The sequence below is a fragment of the Streptomyces sp. NPDC006551 genome (genome assembly GCF_040611675.1).
Classification (GTDB): Bacteria; Actinomycetota; Actinomycetes; order Streptomycetales; family Streptomycetaceae; genus Streptomyces.
Genome location: NZ_JBEXOT010000026.1, coordinates 64,283 through 83,483 on the forward strand (window position 1 = coordinate 64,283; position 19,201 = coordinate 83,483).

Annotated in this window: 15 protein-coding genes; 11 read left to right on the forward strand and 4 right to left on the reverse strand. The window is 71.7% G+C overall.

The window, feature by feature from the left end; all coding sequences use genetic code 11:
* Positions 1 to 17: 17 nt before the first annotated feature.
* On the reverse strand, positions 18 to 1,043 hold the full coding sequence (locus ABZY12_RS22350) for an adenosine deaminase (protein WP_356892926.1): 1,026 nt from the start codon (positions 1,041 to 1,043) through the stop codon (positions 18 to 20).
* A 75-nt stretch (positions 1,044 to 1,118) separates the two neighbouring features.
* Here ABZY12_RS22350 and ABZY12_RS22355 point away from each other — a divergent pair, with 75 nt between their 5' ends.
* The gene (locus tag ABZY12_RS22355; RefSeq protein WP_356892928.1) at positions 1,119 to 1,799 is read left to right on the forward strand and encodes a DUF4190 domain-containing protein; all 681 of its coding nucleotides are present in this window, start codon (positions 1,119 to 1,121) and stop codon (positions 1,797 to 1,799) included.
* A 72-nt stretch (positions 1,800 to 1,871) separates the two neighbouring features.
* Here ABZY12_RS22355 and ABZY12_RS22360 read toward each other — a convergent pair whose 3' ends face one another.
* Complete coding sequence (locus ABZY12_RS22360; RefSeq protein WP_356892930.1) at positions 1,872 to 2,414, reverse strand: NADAR family protein; 543 nt, start codon at positions 2,412 to 2,414, stop codon at positions 1,872 to 1,874.
* A gap of 175 nt (positions 2,415 to 2,589) precedes the next feature.
* Between ABZY12_RS22360 and ABZY12_RS22365 the strand changes: the two genes are divergently transcribed.
* From ABZY12_RS22365 to ABZY12_RS22400, 8 genes are all read left to right on the forward strand, one after another.
* Complete coding sequence (locus tag ABZY12_RS22365) at positions 2,590 to 4,104, forward strand: gamma-aminobutyraldehyde dehydrogenase (RefSeq protein ID WP_356892932.1); 1,515 nt, start codon at positions 2,590 to 2,592, stop codon at positions 4,102 to 4,104.
* A 50-nt stretch (positions 4,105 to 4,154) separates the two neighbouring features.
* Positions 4,155 to 5,402, forward strand: a complete 1,248-nt coding sequence (locus ABZY12_RS22370) for a spermidine/putrescine ABC transporter substrate-binding protein (RefSeq protein ID WP_356892934.1) — start codon at positions 4,155 to 4,157, stop codon at positions 5,400 to 5,402.
* Positions 5,403 to 5,457: 55 nt separating this feature from the next.
* Positions 5,458 to 6,609: an ABC transporter ATP-binding protein gene (locus ABZY12_RS22375; RefSeq protein ID WP_356892936.1), complete on the forward strand. Its 1,152-nt coding sequence runs from the start codon at positions 5,458 to 5,460 to the stop codon at positions 6,607 to 6,609.
* Complete coding sequence (locus ABZY12_RS22380; protein ID WP_356892938.1) at positions 6,606 to 7,523, forward strand: ABC transporter permease; 918 nt, start codon at positions 6,606 to 6,608, stop codon at positions 7,521 to 7,523. Before ABZY12_RS22375 ends, ABZY12_RS22380 begins: the two co-directional genes overlap by 4 nt.
* Entirely contained in the window at positions 7,523 to 8,317 is a 795-nt protein-coding gene (locus tag ABZY12_RS22385; RefSeq protein ID WP_356892940.1) for an ABC transporter permease, read from the forward strand. The genes ABZY12_RS22380 and ABZY12_RS22385 overlap by 1 nt, the downstream gene beginning before the upstream one ends.
* A 29-nt stretch (positions 8,318 to 8,346) precedes the next feature.
* Positions 8,347 to 9,765, forward strand: coding sequence for an FAD-dependent oxidoreductase (locus tag ABZY12_RS22390; RefSeq protein WP_356892942.1), 1,419 nt, complete (start codon positions 8,347 to 8,349; stop codon positions 9,763 to 9,765).
* A gap of 214 nt (positions 9,766 to 9,979) precedes the next feature.
* Positions 9,980 to 10,450 (forward strand): hypothetical protein, encoded by a 471-nt coding sequence (locus ABZY12_RS22395; protein WP_356892944.1) that lies wholly within the window; start codon positions 9,980 to 9,982, stop codon positions 10,448 to 10,450.
* Positions 10,451 to 10,568: 118 nt separating this feature from the next.
* Positions 10,569 to 12,371, forward strand: coding sequence for a glycoside hydrolase family 18 protein (locus ABZY12_RS22400; RefSeq protein ID WP_356892946.1), 1,803 nt, complete (start codon positions 10,569 to 10,571; stop codon positions 12,369 to 12,371).
* Here the strand turns inward: ABZY12_RS22400 and ABZY12_RS22405 are convergent.
* Together ABZY12_RS22405 and gabT are read right to left on the reverse strand one after the other, a co-directional pair.
* A complete protein-coding gene (locus ABZY12_RS22405; RefSeq protein WP_356892948.1) occupies positions 12,337 to 13,098 on the reverse strand; it encodes a phosphatase PAP2 family protein in 762 nt (253 codons plus the stop codon). The two genes, ABZY12_RS22400 and ABZY12_RS22405, sit on opposite strands and share 35 nt — an antisense overlap.
* A gap of 97 nt (positions 13,099 to 13,195) precedes the next feature.
* Positions 13,196 to 14,530: a 4-aminobutyrate--2-oxoglutarate transaminase gene (gene gabT, locus ABZY12_RS22410; protein WP_356892950.1), complete on the reverse strand. Its 1,335-nt coding sequence runs from the start codon at positions 14,528 to 14,530 to the stop codon at positions 13,196 to 13,198.
* 514 nt (positions 14,531 to 15,044) lie between these two features.
* On the opposite strand from gabT, the gene ABZY12_RS22415 reads away from it, so the two are divergent.
* Positions 15,045 to 17,234: an ATP/GTP-binding protein gene (locus ABZY12_RS22415; RefSeq protein ID WP_356892952.1), complete on the forward strand. Its 2,190-nt coding sequence runs from the start codon at positions 15,045 to 15,047 to the stop codon at positions 17,232 to 17,234.
* 170 nt (positions 17,235 to 17,404) lie between these two features.
* Positions 17,405 to 18,967 (forward strand): PucR family transcriptional regulator, encoded by a 1,563-nt coding sequence (locus tag ABZY12_RS22420; protein ID WP_356892954.1) that lies wholly within the window; start codon positions 17,405 to 17,407, stop codon positions 18,965 to 18,967.
* Positions 18,968 to 19,201: the final 234 nt, after the last annotated feature.

Consider the following 19,201-nt stretch of genomic DNA (forward strand, 5'->3'; position numbering starts at 1 on the left):
GGCCATTGTCCCGGCTGTCAGCGCGCCAGCCAGTCGTCGGTGTACGTGTCGATCTCCGCGTTGATCCGGGCCTTGCCGGCCGCGTCGAGGAAGGACGCCTCCACCGCGTTCTTGGCGAGGGCGGCCAGACCGCGCTCGTCGAGGTCCAGGAGACGGGCGGCGACCGCGTACTCGTTGTTCAGATCCGTGCCGAACATCGGCGGGTCGTCGCTGTTGATCGTCACCAGGACACCGGCGTCCACCATCCGCTTGAGGGGGTGCTCGTCGAGGTGCGCGACCGCGCGGGTCGCGATGTTCGAGGTCGGGCAGACCTCCAGGGCGATCCGGTGCTCGGCGAGGTGGGCCAGGAGCTCCGGGTCCCGCACGGCGCTGGTGCCGTGGCCGATGCGCTCGGCGCGCAGGTCGTTCAGCGCGTCCCAGATCGTCTCCGGGCCGGTCGTCTCGCCCGCGTGCGGCACGGAGCGCAGGCCGGCCGCGATCGCCCGGTCGAAGTACGGCTTGAACTGCGGGCGCGGCACGCCGATCTCCGGGCCGCCGAGCCCGAAGGAGACCAACCCCTCGGGGTGCAGGTCCACGGCGAGCCGGGCGGTCTCCTCCGCGGCCTCCAGACCGGCCTCGCCCGGGATGTCGAAGCACCAGCGCAGCTCGACGTCCAGCTCGCTCGCCGCGGCCTTGCGAGCGTCCTCGATCGCCGCCATGAAGGCGCGCTCCTCGATCCCGCGACGGGTCGAGCTGAAGGGAGTGATCGTCAGCTCCGCGTACCGGATGTTCTGGCGGGCCATGTCACGGGCGACCTCGTAGGTCAGCAGCCGGACGTCCTCCGGGGTGCGGATCAGGTCCACGACGGAGAGGTAGACCTCGATGAAGTGCGCGAAGTCGGTGAAGGTGAAGTAGTCGGCGAGCGCCTCCGGGTCCGTGGGGACCTTGGAGTCGGGGTGGCGGGCGGCCAGCTCGGCGACGATACGGGGGGAGGCGGAGCCGACGTGGTGGACGTGCAGCTCGGCCTTGGGAAGCCCCGCGATGAAGGGGTGGAGATCGGTCATCGGATCATCGTAGGCCGGGCCGTTCCGGCCGCGGGGGGAGGTCGTAGCATGGCGGAACCACGATGGGGGAGGCCCATGTCTGACAACAGCGACCAGCCGCGGGGCGGGTACGACCCGGCGGATCCGTGGGCTCCGCCGAACCGCGACGGGGTGGAACTGAGCAAGCCGGCGACCCCGCCGGCGCAGGACCGTCCGCCGGTGCACGACCAGCCGACGATGACGTCGATGCCGACGGGGGACGCCGGCACGGGCCAGGTGCCGCCGCCTCCGGTCGCGCCCGGCGGCCCGGGGACGGCCCCCGGAGCCTACGGATATCCGACGCCCCCGACAGCGCCGATGGCGCCCCCGGGCACGGCCGCGTACGGCTACCCCGGCTACTCGGGATACGGGACCGCCGGTTACGGCGCCGGCGGCTACGCCCAGCCCGGGTGGCAGCAGCCCCCGTCCAACGGCATGGGTACGGCGGCGATGGTGCTCGGCATCGTGGCGGTGTTCGGCTTCTGTCTGTACGGGTTCGGCGTCGTCCTGGGCATCCTCGCGCTGATATTCGGGATCATCGGCGTCAAGAAGGCCGGCCGGGGCGAGGCGACGAACCGGGGCATGGCGATAGCCGGGATCGTGCTGGGCGCGATCGGCATCGTGGTCGGCGCGGTCTTCCTGGGCTTCATCCTCTGGGCGATCCAGCAGGACCCGTCGACCTTCGAGGACAACCCGGAGGACCCCTTCGCGACGACCCTGGTGATCGACGCGCGATAGGGGGATCGGCGGATCGGATCCACGCCGTGAAGGGGCGGGCGGTCACCGGAAGGCCCCCGCCCCCGCCCGTCGTCAGCGCAGGCGTTCCCGCGCCTCCATCAGGGCGAAGCCCAGGAGGTTGAGGCCGCGCCAGCGGGAGGGGTCCTTCGCACGCGGGTCGCCGGCGGCGAGTCCGATGCCCCAGACGCGGTCCATCGGACTCGCCTCCACCAGGACCCGGCCGCCCGTGCCGACCAGGAACCCCCGCAGCCCCTCGTCCGAGGCGAACTTGTGGACGCTGCCCTCGACGACGATCCGGAAGCGCTCCCGCTCCCACACCGTCTCGTCGAAGCCCCGCACCTGGCGCCCCACCTTCTTCGCCTCGGCGGGCGTGCGGGCCGCGAGCGCCGCGCGCTCGGCCTCCGCGTCACCGAAGAGCCGCGCCTTCCCGGCCATCATCCAGTGCTCCGCCGTCGCGTAACGCAGCCCGTCGACCTCGAACGGTGCCGCCCACCACTGGCTCAGACAGCTCGCCGAGAGCTGCCCGTCCGGCCTCGGGCGGTGCCCCCAGAAGTGCAGCCACTTCATTCGCTCACCCCGGTTGACCTGCTGTGTCAGTTCCTCGATCTGCCCCATGCACGCGAGTCTGGCAGTCACCACGGACACTCCGTACGGGTATTTCGCGGCCCCCTCGACACTTGGTCGACCGATTCCGTCGCGTAACCAAAAGGCAACAACGGAATCCCTTGTTGCGTGGGGAGCCCTCTGTCAGGATCGGCACTCAATTCGAGCTGGGACAACGGAGAGCGTCATGGGCAACCGCTTCCAGGTGACGGACCGCTTCGCGGACGGCGCACAGTACATCGGCGGGCGGCTGAGGGCCGGAACCGCGGGTGAGGAACACAGCGTCGTCGATCCGGCCACCGGCGAGAGCGTGTACACCTACGCGCTCGCCTCCACCGACGACGTCGACACCGCCGTCGCGGCCGCGGCGGACGCCTTCCCCGCGTGGGCCGCCGCCACCCCCGCCGAGCGCTCCGACGCCCTGCACCGCTTCGCCGGCGTACTCGCCGAGCGGGCCGAGGAGTTCGCCCGCGTCGAGTCCCTCCAGTGCGGCAAGCCCATCAAGCTCTCCACCGAGTTCGACGTTCCCGGCACCGTCGACAACACCGCCTTCTTCGCCGGCGCGGCCCGCCATCTCCAGGGCCAGTCCGCCGGTGAGTACAGCGGCGACCACACCTCGTACGTACGGCGCGAGCCCATCGGCGTCGTCGGCTCCATCGCCCCCTGGAACTACCCCCTCCAGATGGCCGCCTGGAAGATCCTCCCGGCCATCGCCGCCGGCAACACGATCGTCCTCAAGCCGGCCGAACTCACTCCGCTGACCTCCCTGATGTTCGCGCAGGCGGCCACGGAGGCCGGCATCCCCGACGGAGTCGTCAACATCGTCACCGGCGCCGGGCGGACCGCCGGCGAGCACCTCGTCGGCCACCCCGGCGTGGCCATGACCTCCTTCACCGGCTCCACCCCCGTCGGCAAGCGGGTCGCCGAGATCGCCACCTCCACCGTGAAGCGGCTGCACCTCGAACTCGGCGGCAAGGCCCCCTTCGTCGTCTTCGACGACGCCGACCTCGAGGCCGCCGCGCAGGGCGCCGTCGCCGCCTCCCTCATCAACAGCGGCCAGGACTGCACCGCCGCCACGCGTGCGTACGTCCAGCGCCCGCTCTTCGACGCCTTCGTCGCCCGGGTCGCCGAGCTGATGGAGACCGTCCGTCTGGGCGACCCCTTCGACCCCTCCACCGACCTCGGCCCGCTGATCAGCCACGCCCAGCGCGACCGCGTCGCCGCCTTCGTCGAGCGCGCCCGCGGCTACGCCACCGTCGTCACCGGCGGCGAAGCCCCGGGAGGTGACCTGAAGCACGGTGCGTACTATCGTCCGACCTTGATCACCGGCGCCGCGCAGGACAGCGAGGTCGTGCAGTCGGAGATCTTCGGACCGGTCCTGGTGGCCCTGCCCTTCGACAGCGACGACGACGGCATCCGGCTCGCCAACGACACCCCGTACGGCCTCGCGGCCTCCGCCTGGAGCCGCGACGTCTACCGGGCGAACCGCGCCACCCGCGAGATCAAGGCCGGGTGCGTCTGGGTCAACGACCACATTCCGATCATCAGCGAGATGCCGCACGGCGGCTACCAGGCCTCCGGATTCGGAAAGGACATGTCGACGTATTCCTTCGAGGAGTACACGCAGGTCAAGCACGTGATGTACGACAACACGGCGGTCGCCGCGAAGGACTGGCACCGCACGATCTTCGGGGACCGATAGCAATCACGTCGCCCGACCGGCGGCGAAACCATCCCGAAAGGGCACAGCGCATGGAGCAGTACGAGCCCGACAGCCTGTCCGCCGCACAGCTCGCGGCGATGCGGCGCAGCCTGACGAGCGGCCGGGGCGCTCTCACCCGCCGTTCGATGCTGCGCGCCGGAGGCGTCGGCGCGCTCACCGTCGGCGGCCTCGCCGGCCTGAGCGCCTGTGGCATCCCGCCGGCCAAGCGGGAGGGCCAAGGCCCCGCGTCCACGGACTTCTCGGCCGAGGAGAAGCACCTGAGCTTCTCCAACTGGACCGAGTACATGGACGTCAGCGAGGACGAGAAGTCCCGCCCCACCCTGGCGGCGTTCACGAAACGCACCGGGATCACGGTCAAGTACACCGAGGACATCAACGACAACGTCGAGTTCTTCGGAAAGATCAAGCCGCAGCTCGCGGCCGGCCAGGACACCGGGCGCGACCTGATCTGCGTCACCGACTGGCTGGCCGCCCGGATCATCCGGCTCGGCTGGGCACAGAAGCTGGACCCGGCCAACCTCCCCAACGCCTACGCCAACCTGTCCAGCCAGTTCCGCCGCCCCGACTGGGACCCGGGCCGCGCCTACTCGTACCCGTGGACCGGCATCTCCACCGTCATCGCGTACAACGCGAAGGCGACCGGCGGCAAGAAGGTCGACTCGGTCACCCAGCTCCTGGACGACCCCTCCCTCAAGGGCCGGGTCGGCTTCCTCACCGAGATGCGCGACTCGGTCGGCATGACCCTGATCGACATGGGCAAGGACCCGGGGAAGTTCACGGACGCCGAGTACGACGAGGCGATCGGCCGGCTGCAGAAGGGCGTCGACAAGAAGCAGATCCGGCGCTTCACCGGCAACGACTACACCTCCGACCTGGACAAGGGCGACCTCGCGGCCTGTCTCGCCTGGGCCGGTGACGTCATCCAGCTCCAGGCCGACAACCCGGACATCAAGTTCGCGATCCCCTCGGCCGGTTACATCACCTCCAGCGACAACCTCCTCGTCCCGGCCAAGGCCCGGCACAAGACCAACGCCGAGAAGCTCATCGACTACTACTACGAGCTTCCCGTCGCCGCCCAGCTCGCCGCGTACATCAACTACGTCTGTCCGGTCGACGGGGTGAAGGACGAGCTCGCCAAGATCGACCCCGAGCTCGCGAACAACACGCTGATCCTCCCCGACAAGGCCATGGCCGCGAAGTCGCACGCCTTCCGCTCGCTGACGAGCCAGGAGGAGACGGCGTACGAGGAGAAGTTCGCCAAGCTCATCGGTGCCTGAGCCGACGACGCACGACCCGTGTCCAGCCCCTTCACAACCCCTGGGATCGCGACCCATGACTGACACGAACACCGGCGGCGACGTCCGTCTCACCGGCATCAGCAAGACATACGGCTCCTTCACCGCCGTCCACCCGCTCGACCTGACCGTCCCGCAGGGCTCGTTCTTCGCCCTCCTGGGCGCCTCCGGCTGCGGAAAGACCACCACCCTGCGCATGATCGCCGGCCTGGAGGAGCCCACCACCGGCACGGTCTTCCTCGGCGACAAGGACGTCACCGACCTCCCGCCGTACAAGCGGCCGGTCAACACCGTCTTCCAGTCCTACGCGCTCTTTCCGCACCTGGACATCTACGAGAACATCGCCTTCGGCCTGCGCCGGCGCGGCGTCAAGTCGGTGAAGAAGCAGGTCGGCGACATGCTCGACCTCGTCCAGCTCGGCGACAAGGCCAAGCACAGGCCGCACCAGCTCTCCGGCGGCCAGCAGCAGCGCGTCGCCGTCGCCCGCGCGCTCATCAACCACCCGCAGGTCCTCCTCCTCGACGAGCCGCTCGGCGCCCTCGACCTCAAGCTGCGCCGCCAGATGCAGCTGGAGCTCAAGCGCATCCAGACCGAGGTCGGCATCACCTTCGTCCACGTCACCCACGACCAGGAGGAGGCCATGACCATGGCCGACCAGGTCGCGGTGATGCACGGCGGCCGGGTCGAACAGCTCGGCGCACCCGCCGACCTCTACGAGAACCCGCGGACCACGTTCGTCGCCAACTTCCTCGGCACCTCCAACCTCATCGAGGCCGAGGTCGCCGAGACCGGCGCCGCCGATCTGGTCGTGACGGCCGGCGGCGGCAAGCTCCGGCTGCCGGCCGACCGCTGTTCGGCCACCGTACGCACCGGCGGCAAGGTGCTCGTCGGTGTCCGCCCCGAGAAGATCTCGCTCGCGCACGCCGACGACGCGGGCTCGATCGCCGAGGGGCGCAACCAGGTCACCGGGCGGATCGTCGACTCCTCGTTCATCGGCGTCTCCACCCAGTACGCGGTGAACTCGCCGGCGGGCGCGGAGCTGCAGGTCTACGAGCAGAACATAGAGCGTGACACGCGGCTCGTCCCCGGCGCGGAGGTCGTCCTTCATTGGAACCCGGCCCACACGTTCGGTCTGGACGCCGCTCAGGACATCGACGCGGGCGTGGAGACGGTGGAGGACGCCTCGTGACGATCACGGAAGCTCCGCCGACGCCGGACCTCCCGGTCCGCAAGGCGGCCACCCGCAAGCGGCTCGTCCCGTACTGGCTGCTGCTGCCCGGCATCGTCTGGCTGCTCGTCTTCTTCGCGCTGCCGATGGTCTACCAGGCGTCGACCTCCGTACAGACCGGCTCCCTGGAGCAGGGCTTCCAGGTCACCTGGCACTTCCAGACCTACTGGGACGCCTTCCAGGAGTACTGGCCGCAGTTCGTCCGCTCCCTGCTGTACGCCGGCACCGCCACGCTGCTGTGTCTGCTGCTCGGCTACCCGCTGGCGTATCTGATCGCCTTCAAGGCCGGCCGCTGGCGCAACCTGCTCCTCGTCCTGGTCATCGCGCCGTTCTTCACCAGCTTCCTCATCCGGACCCTGGCGTGGAAGACGATCCTCGCCGACGGCGGACCGGTCGTCGACGTCCTCAACACCCTGCACATCCTGGACGTGACCAGCTGGATCGGGTGGACCGAGGGCGACCGGGTGCTCGCCACCCCGATGGCGGTGGTCTGCGGTCTGACGTACAACTTCCTGCCGTTCATGATCCTTCCGCTGTACACCTCACTGGAGCGGATCGACGGGCGGCTGCACGAGGCGGCCAAGGACCTGTACGCGTCGCCCGTCACCACCTTCCGCAAGGTGACGTTCCCGCTCTCCATGCCGGGCGTCGTCTCGGGCACGCTGCTCACCTTCATCCCGGCGAGCGGCGACTACGTCAACGCCGAACTCCTCGGCTCGACCGACACCAAGATGGTCGGCAACGTCATCCAGTCGCAGTTCCTCCGGGTGCTCGACTATCCGACGGCGGCAGCGCTGTCCTTCATCCTCATGGCGATCGTGCTCGTCATGGTCACCGTCTACATCCGCCGTGCGGGAACGGAGGACCTGGTCTGATGATGTGGCTGCGGAAGAACCTCGTCGTCATCGCGGGCCTGCTGACGCTCGCGTACATGATCGTGCCGAACATCGTCGTGATGGTGTTCTCGTTCAACAAGCCCAACGGGCGCTTCAACTACGCCTGGCAGCGCTTCTCCCTGGACGCCTGGAAGGATCCGTGCGGCGTCGCCGACCTGTGCGGCTCGCTCACCCTGTCGCTCCAGATCGCCGCCTGGGCGACGCTCGGCGCCACGGCCCTCGGCACGATGATCGCCTTCGCGCTGGTCCGTTACCGCTTCCGGGCGCGCGGCGCGATCAACTCGCTGATCTTCCTGCCGATGGCGATGCCCGAGGTCGTGATGGCGGCCTCGCTGCTCACCCTCTTCCTCAACATGGGCGCCGAGCTCGGTTTCTGGACGGTCCTGATCGCCCACATCATGTTCTGTCTGTCCTTCGTCGTCACCGCCGTCAAGGCGCGCGTGATGTCGATGGACCCGCGCCTGGAGGAGGCCGCGCGCGACCTCTACGCGGGTCCGGTGCAGACCTTCGTCCGGGTGACGCTGCCGATCGCCGCCCCCGGCATCGCCGCCGGAGCGCTGCTCGCCTTCGCGCTCTCGTTCGACGACTTCATCATCACCAACTTCAACGCGGGCTCGACCGTCACCTTCCCCATGTTCGTCTGGGGCTCGGCGCAGCGCGGCACGCCCGTCCAGATCAACGTCATCGGCACGGCGATGTTCGTCATCGCGGTCCTGGTGGTCCTCGGCGGCCAGATCGCCGCCAACCGTCGCAAGAAGGCACAGCTCACGTAGTCACGTGGTTCCGTAAGGAGTTGGAAGCCATGGCCCCAGTCGCCATGCGTACCGCTGCTCGATCTCTCTCCGACGCCCGGCCCGTCTCCTTCTGGTTGGACGACCCCGGCAAGCCCGCCGCCCTGCCCGCCCTCACCACCACCGAGAAGTGCGACCTTCTCGTGGTGGGAGGCGGCTACAGCGGACTGTGGACCGCGCTCCTCGCCAAGGAGCGGGAGCCGGACCGGGATGTCGTACTCATCGAAGGCCGTGAGGTGGGCTGGGCCGCCTCGGGCCGCAACGGCGGCTTCTGCGCCGCCTCCCTCACCCACGGTCTGGGCAACGGGCTCGCCCGCTGGCCGGACGAGCTGGCCACGCTGGAGCGGCTCGGCGAGCGCAACCTCGACGCCATCGAGGAGGCGGTCGCCCGCTACTCCCTCGACTGCGACTTCGAGCGCAGCGGCGAGATCGACGTCGCCACCGAGCCGCACCAGCTCGACGAACTCGCCGAGATGTACGAGGAGGCCCGCCGGCTCGGTCTCGCCGACGGACTGGAGCTCCTCGACCGGGACGCGGTCCGCGCACAGGTCGACTCGCCGACCTTCCTCGGCGGCCTCTGGGACCGCCGAGGGGTCGCCATGCTCCACCCCGCCAAGCTGGCCTGGGGACTGAAGCGGGCCTGCCGGGACCTGGGCGTACGGATCTTCGAGAACACCCCCGGCCTGGAGCTGGTCTCCGTCGGCTCGGGGATGGGGGTGCGCACCCCGTACGGCAGGGTCGTCGCCCGCCGGGTCGCGCTCGGCACCAACGTCTTCCCGTCGCTGGTCAAGCGGGTGCGGCCCTACACCGTCCCGGTCTACGACTACGCCCTGACGACCGAGCCGCTCACCCCGGAGCAGCTCGCCTCCGTCGGCTGGAAGAACCGCCAGGGGCTCGGCGACAGCGCCAACCGGTTCCACTACTTCCGGATCACCGCCGACCATCGGATCCTGTGGGGCGGCTACGACGCGATCTACCCCTTCGGGGGCCGCGTCAGCGCCGAGAGGGACCACCGCCCGGAGACGTACCTCACCCTCGCCGAGCACTTCTTCCGCTGCTTCCCGCAGCTGGAGGGGGTCCGCTTCAGCCACGCCTGGGGCGGCGCGATCGACACCTGTTCCCGCTTCTCCGCCTTCTTCGGCACGGCGCACCAGGGGAAGGTCGCGTACGCGGCCGGCTTCACCGGCCTCGGCGTCGGCGCCACCCGCTTCGGCGCCGACGTGATGCTCGACCTGCTCGCGGGGGAGCGCACGGAACGCACCGAGCTGAAGATGGTCCGTTCCAAGCCGCTGCCCTTCCCGCCCGAGCCGATCGCCTGGGCCGGCATCGGCCTCACCAAGTGGTCGCTGGCCCGCGCCGACGAGAACGGCGGGCGGCGCAATCTGTGGCTGAAGGCGATGGACCGCCTGGGCCTCGGCTTCGACAGCTGATCTCCCCGCGTGGGGTGCGCCGGGGATGCGCCCCCGGCGCTCCCCGCGTGGGGTGCGCCGGGGATGCGCCCCCGGCGCACCCCACTTGATCATGATGTGCCCCCGGTTCACCACCATCGGGTGACCGAACCCGCGTAATGATCGTCGCCAACCCCGCTCTCTGCGTGTGGACAGCACGTCCGCGTGTCCGCACACGGAATGGAGGCCGTTGGCGATGAGTGGTTCCGGGGCCAGGCCCGCAGTGGAATGGCTGGTATCGGTGGCGCCGGATCCCGACGCCTGCCGGTGGGCATGGGAGCGCAACCCCCTCGGGGTCGTGCTGCTGCCCGCGGGCAGGCGCTGGGACGTTCTGATCCTGCCGGGGGAGCTCGGTCGCCCCACGCTCGACGTGCTGAGCCGGCTCGTGGACCGGCCGGGCCCGGTCCTCACCGACTTCGGCGACGCCCGGACGGGCTTCTTCGTGCCCCCGGGCACGGCCGCCTGCTGGCTCGGTACGGGGGTGCGCGGCGCGGGCCGCGGCGCCTGGATCGTCGTGCCGTACCCGGGACGGGCGACCGGAGGAGTGCGCTGGCTGGTGCCGCCGGACGGGAGCGGGATCCTCAACGACGCCTCCCTGCTCGAGCTGGCGATGCACGAAGCGGCGGGCCGACTGGCAGGAGAGGAAGGGGAGTCGGGCGGACGGTGACCGCGACGCCGGGCGAGAGGCGGCCCCGCCGCGATCGTCCAGAGGTCTTGACCACTTGATTGGTCTGGACCATGCTGTGGCGCGTTCCACCTCGATTCCCCCATCCCCGGAGGCAGTTGTGGACCGCACCAGACCGCTCACCCTGTTGCTGGCGGGCGTGCTCGCCGCCGGTGGCCTCGCCGCCCTCACCCCCGTGGCCCAGGCCGCCGATCCCGAGCTCGCGCGCAACGGCGGGTTCGAGTCCGGCCTGGACGGCTGGAGTTGTACGGCGGGCAGCGGAGTCGTCGTCTCGTCACCCGTGCACGGCGGTACGAAGGCGCTGCGGGCGACGCCGGCGGGGAACGACAACGCCCGGTGCTCCCAGACCGTCACCGTCAAGCCGAACTCCGACTACACGCTGAGCGGCTGGGTCCGGGGCGAGTACGTGTACCTCGGCGCGTCCGGAACCGGCACCACCGACGTCTCCACGTGGACCCGGACCGCCCCCGACTGGCAGCGTCTGACGACCACGTTCAGGACCGGCGCGTCGACGACCTCGGCGACGATCCACACCCACGGCTGGTACGGCACCGCCGCCTACCACGCCGACGACCTGAGCCTGGTCGGCCCCGGCGGAGCCCCCGTCGAGATCCCGGCCGCGCCGGCCGGCCTGACGGCGGGAACCCCGACGTCCTCCACCGTCCCGCTGACCTGGGCGGCGGTCCCGGGCGCCACGTCCTACCACGTCTACCGGGGCGCCTCCCGGATCCTGACCGTCTCCGGCACCTCGGCCGCCGCGAGCGGCCTCGCGCCCGCCTCCTCGTACAGCTTCCAGGTCTCGGCCGTGAACAGCGCGGGCGAGTCCCCGAAGTCGGCGGCGGTGACGGCCACGACCACGTCCGGCGGCGGGAACCCCGGGGCGCAACTCCCCGCCCACGCGCTCGTCGGCTACCTGCACGCCGGCTTCGCCAACGGCTCCGGCTACACCCGGATGGCCGACGTCCCCGACTCCTGGGACGTCATCAACCTCGCCTTCGGCGAACCGACCTCGGTGACCTCCGGTGACATCCGCTTCAGCCTCTGCCCGGCCTCCGAGTGCCCGAACGTCGAATCGATGGCGGACTTCAAGGCCGCGATCAAGGCCAAGCAGGCCGCCGGCAAGAAGGTCCTCATCTCCATCGGCGGCCAGAACGGCCAGGTCCAGCTCGCCACCACGGCCGCCCGCGACACCTTCGTCTCCTCCGTCTCGAAGATCATCGACGAGTACGGGCTCGACGGACTGGACATCGACTTCGAGGGCCACTCCCTGTCGCTCCAGACCGGCGACACCGACTTCCGCAGTCCGACCAGCCCGGTGATCGTGAACCTGATCCAGGCGGTCAAGACCCTCAAGGCCGAATACGGCCCCGGCTTCGTCCTGACGATGGCCCCGGAGACCTTCTTCGTCCAGCTCGGCTACCAGTACTACGGCTCCGGCCCCTGGGGCGGCCAGGACCCGCGCGCCGGCGCCTACCTCCCGGTCATCCACGCCCTGCGCGACGACCTCACCCTGCTCCACGTCCAGGACTACAACTCGGGCCCGATCATGGGCCTCGACAACCAGTACCACTCCATGGGCGGCGCGGACTTCCACATCGCCATGACCGACATGCTGCTCACCGGCTTCCCGGTGGCCGGAAACACCGACCGCGTCTTCCCGCCCCTGCGTCCGGAACAGGTCGCCATCGGCCTCCCGGCCTCGCCCCAGGCGGGCAACGGCCACACCACCCCGGCCGAGGTGAACAAGGCCCTGAACTGCCTCACCCGGCAGACCGACTGCGGCACGTACCGGACCCACGGCACCTGGCCCGCGCTGCGCGGCCTGATGACCTGGTCGATCAACTGGGACCGGTTCAACGGCTGGGAGTTCAGCCGGAACTTCGACGCGTACCGGTGGAGCTGAGGGCCAGGATCAGCGAGCCGAGGCAGAGACTGGCCAACACGTCCAACGGCCAGTGGTAGCCGCGCAGGATCAGTCCGGTCCCCGTCGCCGCCGTCAGCACGGCGGCGACGGGGATCAGGCGGTTCGAGACCAGGAAGGCCGCGCCGAAGTACGCCACCATCGCCGTCGCCGTGTGGCCCGACGGGTAGTAGCCCGCGGCCCACGGTTCCAGGGGCCCCGGGCGGGCCGTCCACTCCTTGAGCGGGATGACCAGGAGCGGTACGAGAGCCATGGCCGCGCCCGCGTACAGGGCCGCCGCGCGCCGGCCACGCCACGCCGCGTACGCCATCGCGCAGACGAGGACGGGGAGGGCGACCGTCATGTTGCCGAGGTCGGCGCCGAGTTCGGAGAGCCCGCGCGGGACGGTGTCGACGACGGAGCGGGAGGCGCGTTCGTCCAGCCGGGCGAGGGGCCCTTCGACGAGGACCTGCCAGGTGACGAGGGCGAGGAGAACGAGAGCCGAGAAGACAGCCGGCCTCCCCGGAACAGGGGGGGTGGTTCCGGGGAGGCCGCCTTGACCGGGCTGCCGCGCGCCCCGGGGGGTGTGGGGCGGGCGGCCATCCGATCGGTGAGGAGTTCCGGAGCCGAAGGCTCCAGCGGTGTGCGCGAGGGCACGATCAAGGCGGGGCTGGGGAGGCTCCGCCCTGTTGTCGCCCGCAGTGCCCTGCGAGCGGGGTGTTTCTCTCATCTGCAGAAACCGTACGGCACGAAAAGGGGGGCCGACAGCCGGATCTCCATCCCGCCATCGGCCCCCCACACGTTCTTCACAGGCGGTGTCGTACGCCTCAGATTCCGGCGAACGCGTTCTCGATGATGTCGAGGCCCTCGTTCAGCAGGTCCTCGCCGATCACCAGCGGCGGCAGGAAGCGCAGCACGTTGCCGTAGGTGCCACAGGTCAGGACCAACAGGCCCTCGGCGTGGCAGGCCTTCGCCAGCGCGCCCGCGGCCTCCGGGTTGGGCTCCTTGGTCGCCCGGTCCTTCACCAGCTCGATGGCGATCATGGCGCCGCGGCCACGGATGTCGCCGATCGCGTCGAACTTCTCGGCCATCGCCGACAGGCGCGCCTTCATGATCGACTCGATGTTCTTCGCCTTGGCGTTGAGGTCGAGCTCCTTCATCGTCTCGATGGAGCCCAGCGCACCGGCGCAGGCCACCGGGTTGCCGCCGTAGGTGCCGCCCAGGCCGCCGCCGTGCACGGAGTCCATGATCTCGGCGCGGCCGGTGACGGCGGCGAGCGGCAGGCCGCCCGCGATGCCCTTGGCGGTCGTGATCAGGTCCGGGACGATGCCCTCGTCCTCGCAGGCGAACCACTGGCCGGTACGGCAGAAGCCGGACTGGATCTCGTCCGCGACGAAGACGATGCCGTTGTCGTTGGCGAACTTCACGATCGCCGGCAGGAAGCCCTTGGCCGGCTCGATGAAGCCACCCTCGCCGAGGACGGGCTCGATGATGATCGCGGCGACGTTGTCGGCGCCGATCTGCTTGCTGATCTGGTCGATCGCCTGGGCGGCGGCCTCGGGGCCGCAGTTCTCGGCGCCGGTGGGCCAGCGGTAGCCGTAGGCGACCGGGACGCGGTAGACCTCGGGCGCGAACGGACCGAAGCCCTGCTTGTACGGCATGTTCTTCGCCGTCAGCGCCATCGTCAGGTTCGTACGGCCGTGGTAGCCGTGGTCGAAGACGACGACCGCCTGGCGCTTGGTGTACGAACGGGCGATCTTGACCGCGTTCTCGACGGCCTCGGCGCCGGAGTTGAACAGCGCGGACTTCTTGGCGTGGTCGCCCGGGGTCAGCTCGGCCAGCGCCTCGCAGACCTCGACGTAACCCTCGTACGGCGTGACCATGAAACACGTGTGCGTGAAGTCGGCGAGCTGCGCGGCGGCGCGGCGGACCACGGCCTCGGCGGAGGCGCCGACGGAGGTCACGGCGATGCCGGAGCCGAAGTCGATCAGACGGTTGCCGTCGACGTCCTCGATGATGCCGCCGCCGGCCTTGGCGGTGAAGACGGGCAGCACGGAGCCCACGCCACCGGCCACGGTGTCGAGGCGGCGGGCCTGCAGCTCCTGCGACTTCGGGCCGGGGATGGCGGTGACGACGCGCCGCTCCTGCGGGACAGCGTTCATGCGGGGCTCCTGGGATGTTCTGGACGCACTTGTGGTTTCTTCGCAGGCTAGGCGTGGGGGAGGGGAGCGGGCATGCGCCGATAGGGAGTGTTGCGAGGTACGTCGTTGTCCGCGGCGGACATAGGCGCCCGCGGACGACACCGGTGCGAGTCGCTGAACTCACTCCCGTGGGGGCACTAGATTGACGGTGCACAGACGGGCGTGGCTGGTCAGGGGGCAGCGGTTCATGGAATCCGAAGGCACATTCGACACGCGCGGCACACGACCCGATGCGGCGCCCCGCCCGGCGTCACCGCCGCACCTGCCGCCCCCCGCCTCGGCCGGGCCGCCGCTGCCCGCGGGGTCGGTTCCGTCCGCGCCCGCGGGGCCGCCCGATCACGCGTCCGCGCCCGCCGCGGCGCCTCCGTCCGCGCCCGCGGGGCCGCCTTGGCAAGGGGCTCCCGGGGCGTCCGCGTCCGCAGCTGCGGGGCCGCCTCCACGCCCGCTCGCCTCCGCGCCCGCCGGTTCGCCCGCGATGCCGCTCCACGCGCCCGCCACCCGTCCGGCCGTCGCCGACTGGCTGCGCGTGCCGCGGCCGGCCGCCGCGCCCGGTGTCTGGCGGCTCGGCCACCGTGAGCGGCCCGCCGAGGAACCGGACCTCGTCCCCGGCCGCCAGCTGCTCACCGGCGCCTTCATCGCCTACCTCTGCGGCTGGCTGCTGTGGTCCCTGCTCTTCAACGGCTACCTCGAAGGGTGGTGGATCTTCGTCGACGACTGGTGGCTGCTGCCCATGACCCTGCTCGTGCCCGACTCCTGGCAGTCGGTGCACAGCCCCCAGATCCAGCTCTTCGTCGCCGCCACCTACCTCTGGGACGCGATCGTCCTGTCCCTGCTCTCCGTCGGCTTCGGCCGGGTCGGCAACTGGCGCGAGGTGTGGCAGCGCTACGGCGTGCCCCTGTGGCCCCTGTTCGTGCTCGTGCAGGGCGTCTGGCACGAGATGCCCCGCGACAGGGAGACCTGGCTCACCTGGACCTCCAACCTCTACTACGTCCTGCTCGCCGTCGCCGTCGCCGCGGCCGTGACGCGGATCGGCACCTGGCCGGCCGTCCGCCGCCGCCTGGGGACGGCCGACCCGGCCGCCGAGGCGGCCGCTCCGCCCACCGCCGACCCCGTGGAGTGGCCCGAGCTGCGCGAGGCCGGCCTCACCGAGGCCGCCGGCACCCTCGCCGACGCCACTCGTCGGGGCGCCCTCGGCGACGTCGACTACGCCCGGATCCGGCGCGCCTGGCAGGGCGTACGGACCCGGCCCGAGCGGCTCGCCGCCTTCGACGACGCCGTGCGCACCCGGGGCGCCGCCGCCTGCGCCCACCCCTCCGGCCTCCGCGACCTGCCCGTCCGTACCGCCACACACGACCTGGCCACCGCGCAGGTACGCATCGGCACCGCCGCCGACCACCCCCGCAACCCGTACGCGCGCCGCACCACGGGCGTCGCCCTGGAGCCCGGCCTGCTGGGCACCTCGCTGCTCGCCGTCGGCCCCGCCGGGTCCGGCAAGACCGTGCGCCTCGTACGGCCGGTCGTCGAGTCGCTCTGTCTGCAGGCGCTGGCCAACCGGGCGGCCGTCGTCGCCGTCACCGCCCACGGCACCGCCCTCGGACCCGACGACTCCTTCGACGTCGTCGTCTCCGTCGGCCGCGCGGACTCCACCCACGACCTCGACCTGTACGGCGGCGCCGACGACCCCGACGAGGCCGCCCGGATCCTCGCCGAGGCGCTCGTCGGGGACCTCGTCGCCGACAGCCGCCGGGCCGCCACCGCGCTCGCCCAGCTCCTCGGGCCGTTCCACAGCGCGTACCGGCGCTTCCCGGCCGTCCCCGAGCTGCGCGAACTGCTCGCCGGGACACCGGAGGCGACCGCCGCGCTGCGCCGCGCCGTCGCCGGCGACCCGGCCCAGCTGCGCGAGCTCGACGCCCGCGCCCGCCAGGCCGAACGCGCCGACGACGTCGGCGTGCTGCTCGCCGAGCGGATCGCCTTCCTCGACCGGCCTGCCTTCGCGCGCTTCTTCCGTACGGAGGCGGAGGGACCGCAGCGGCAGTTCTCCCTCCGGGCCGTCGAACACCCGCTCCGGGTCCGCGTCGACCTGCCCGAACGGGGCCACGCCGAAGCCTCCCGGATCGTCTCCCGGCTGCTGCTCGCCCAGTTCGCCGAGGCCGCCCTCGCCCGCCGCGACCGGTCGCTGTTCGCCTGTCTGGTCCTCGACGACGCCTCGTACACCGTCACCGCCGACTCGGTGCGGGCGGTGCAGCGGCTGCGCTCGGCCAACGCGGGTGTCGTCCTCGCGCTGCGCAGCCTGGAGGACGTGCCCGAGACGCTGCGCGGTCCGCTGCTCGGCGCGGTCGGCTGCCGGATGGCGTTCGCCGGGATCGCGCACTGGGACGGAGGACGGTTCGCGGAGACGTGGGGCACCGAATGGGTGCAGACGCGGGACGTCACCAACCGGCAGATCATCTCCGACGAGCCCCTCACCAAGGCCCTGCACTTCATGCGGCGCGTGGTGACCGGCAAGGCGGCGACGGCGGAGGCCGTGACCGTACGCGAGGTGGAGCGGGAGCGGTGGTCGGCCTCCGACCTGGCGCACGCTGTCCCGGCCGGGCACGCGGTGCTGTCCCTCACCGATGTGCGGGGCGAGCACACGCCACCACTGCTGGTGGATCTGCGGAGCTGAGGCGGGGGCCGATGCCTGTGAGCGTGGAGGCGGGAGGCGACCCCGAGTGGGAGCGGGGGCGGCGCCGGGCGGAGGCGAGAGCCGAAGCGCGGGGCAGTGGGCCCTGGCACAATCGGGGGCGCCGCTCGGCTGAGCGGCCCTCCCCTCGCTCAAAGGTCCGACGGTCCCCAATGCCGCCCACCCTCGCCTCCCTCGTCCAGCACTCGGCGCTCAAGCTCACCGTCCGAGCCGGTGAGGACCGCCTCGACACGCCGGTGCGCTGGGCCCATGTCAGTGAGCTCACCGATCCCGTCCCCTACATGGAGGGCGGCGAGCTGCTGCTCACCACCGCGCTCACCCTCGACGCCGAGGACCCCGAGGCGATGCACCGCTATGTGCGGCGGCTGCTCGCCGCGGGGGTGGTGGGGCTCGGATTCGCGATCGGCGTCAACTACGAGGACATCCCGGAGGCGCTCCTCGACGCGGCGCGGGCGGAGGGCCTGCCGCTCCTGGAGGTGCCGCGGCGGACGCCGTTCCTGGCGATCAGCAAGGCGGTGTCGGCGGCCATCGCGGCGGACCAGTACCGTGCGGTGACCGCCGGCTTCGAGGCGCAGCGTGAGCTCACCCGGGCGGCGCTCGCCGAGGGGCCGGACGCGGTGGTGGCGCGGCTCGCGGCGCACGTGGACGGGTGGGCGGCGCTGTACGACACCTCGGGCACGGTCCTCGCGGTGTCACCCGAGTGGGCGGCGCGGCGAGCCGCGCGGTTGACGCCCGACGTCGAGCGGCTGCGGGAACGGCCCGCGCCGGCGAGCGCGGTGGTCGGGGGCACGGACGACCGGGTCGAGCTGCAGTCCCTGGGGAGCGGGCGGCGGGTCAGGGGCGCGCTGGCGGTCGGGACGGGCGCGCCGCTCGGGACGGCGGAACGGTACGCCGTGCACTCCGCGATCGCCCTGCTGACGCTCACCACAGAGCGCTCCCGCTCGCTCCAGGCGGCCGAGGGCCGGCTGGGCGCGGCGGTGCTGCGCATGATGCTGTCGGGGCAGCCGGACCACGCCCGGGCCGTGGCGGGCGATCTGTACGGCGGGCTCCTCGACGCGCCCTTCCGCCTGTTGATCGCTGAGCCGGCGACGGGCGAGCCGGAGGGGGAAGCGCCGCTTCCGGTGCTCGCGGAGGCGCTGGAGTCGGCGGCGGCCCGGGCGGGCGAGACGGTGCTCGCGGTACCGGAGGGCGAGGAGCGACTGCTCGTCCTCGCCACCGACGGCGGAGCGGTCGTCACGGCGTGCGAGGCGTACGCCGAGCGGGAGGCGGAGGACGCCGGGGTCGTCGTCGGACTCTCGGCCCCGACGGGCCCGATCGCGGCGGCGGCCGCGTACAAGCAGGCCGAGCAGGCGCTGTCGGTGGCCCGGCGGCGCGGCCGGGCCCTGGTGGAGCACGAGGAGCTGGCGGCGGGCTCGGTCCTGCCGCTGCTCGCCGACGACGCGGTCCGGGCCTTCGCCGACGGCATGCTCCGCGCCCTCCACGAGCACGACGCCACGGGCCGCGGCGACCTCGTCGCCTCCCTGCGCGCCTGGCTCTCCCGCCACGGCCAGTGGGACGCGGCGGCCGCGGACCTGGGAGTGCACCGCCACACCCTGCGGTACCGCATGCGCCGGGTGGAGGAGATCCTGGGCCGCTCCCTGGACGATCCGGACGTCCGCATGGAGCTCTGGCTGGCACTGAAGGCGACGGGCGGCGACACGGCAGGCACGCCTTAGGGCTGTCCGGCGGGGTGTGCGGCTGCCTTGCGGGGTGCCTGGTGATCGGGCGAGGGCCGGTGTGGCGCGGTGGCGTGCGGCTGCCTTGCGGGGTGCCTGGTGAGCGGGCGAGGGCCGGTGTGGCGCGGTGGCGTGTTCGGCTGCCTTGCGGGGTGCCTGGTGAGCGGGCGAGGGCCGGTGTGGCGCGGTGGCGTGTTCGGCTGCCTTGCGGGGTGCCTGGTGAGCGGGCGAGGG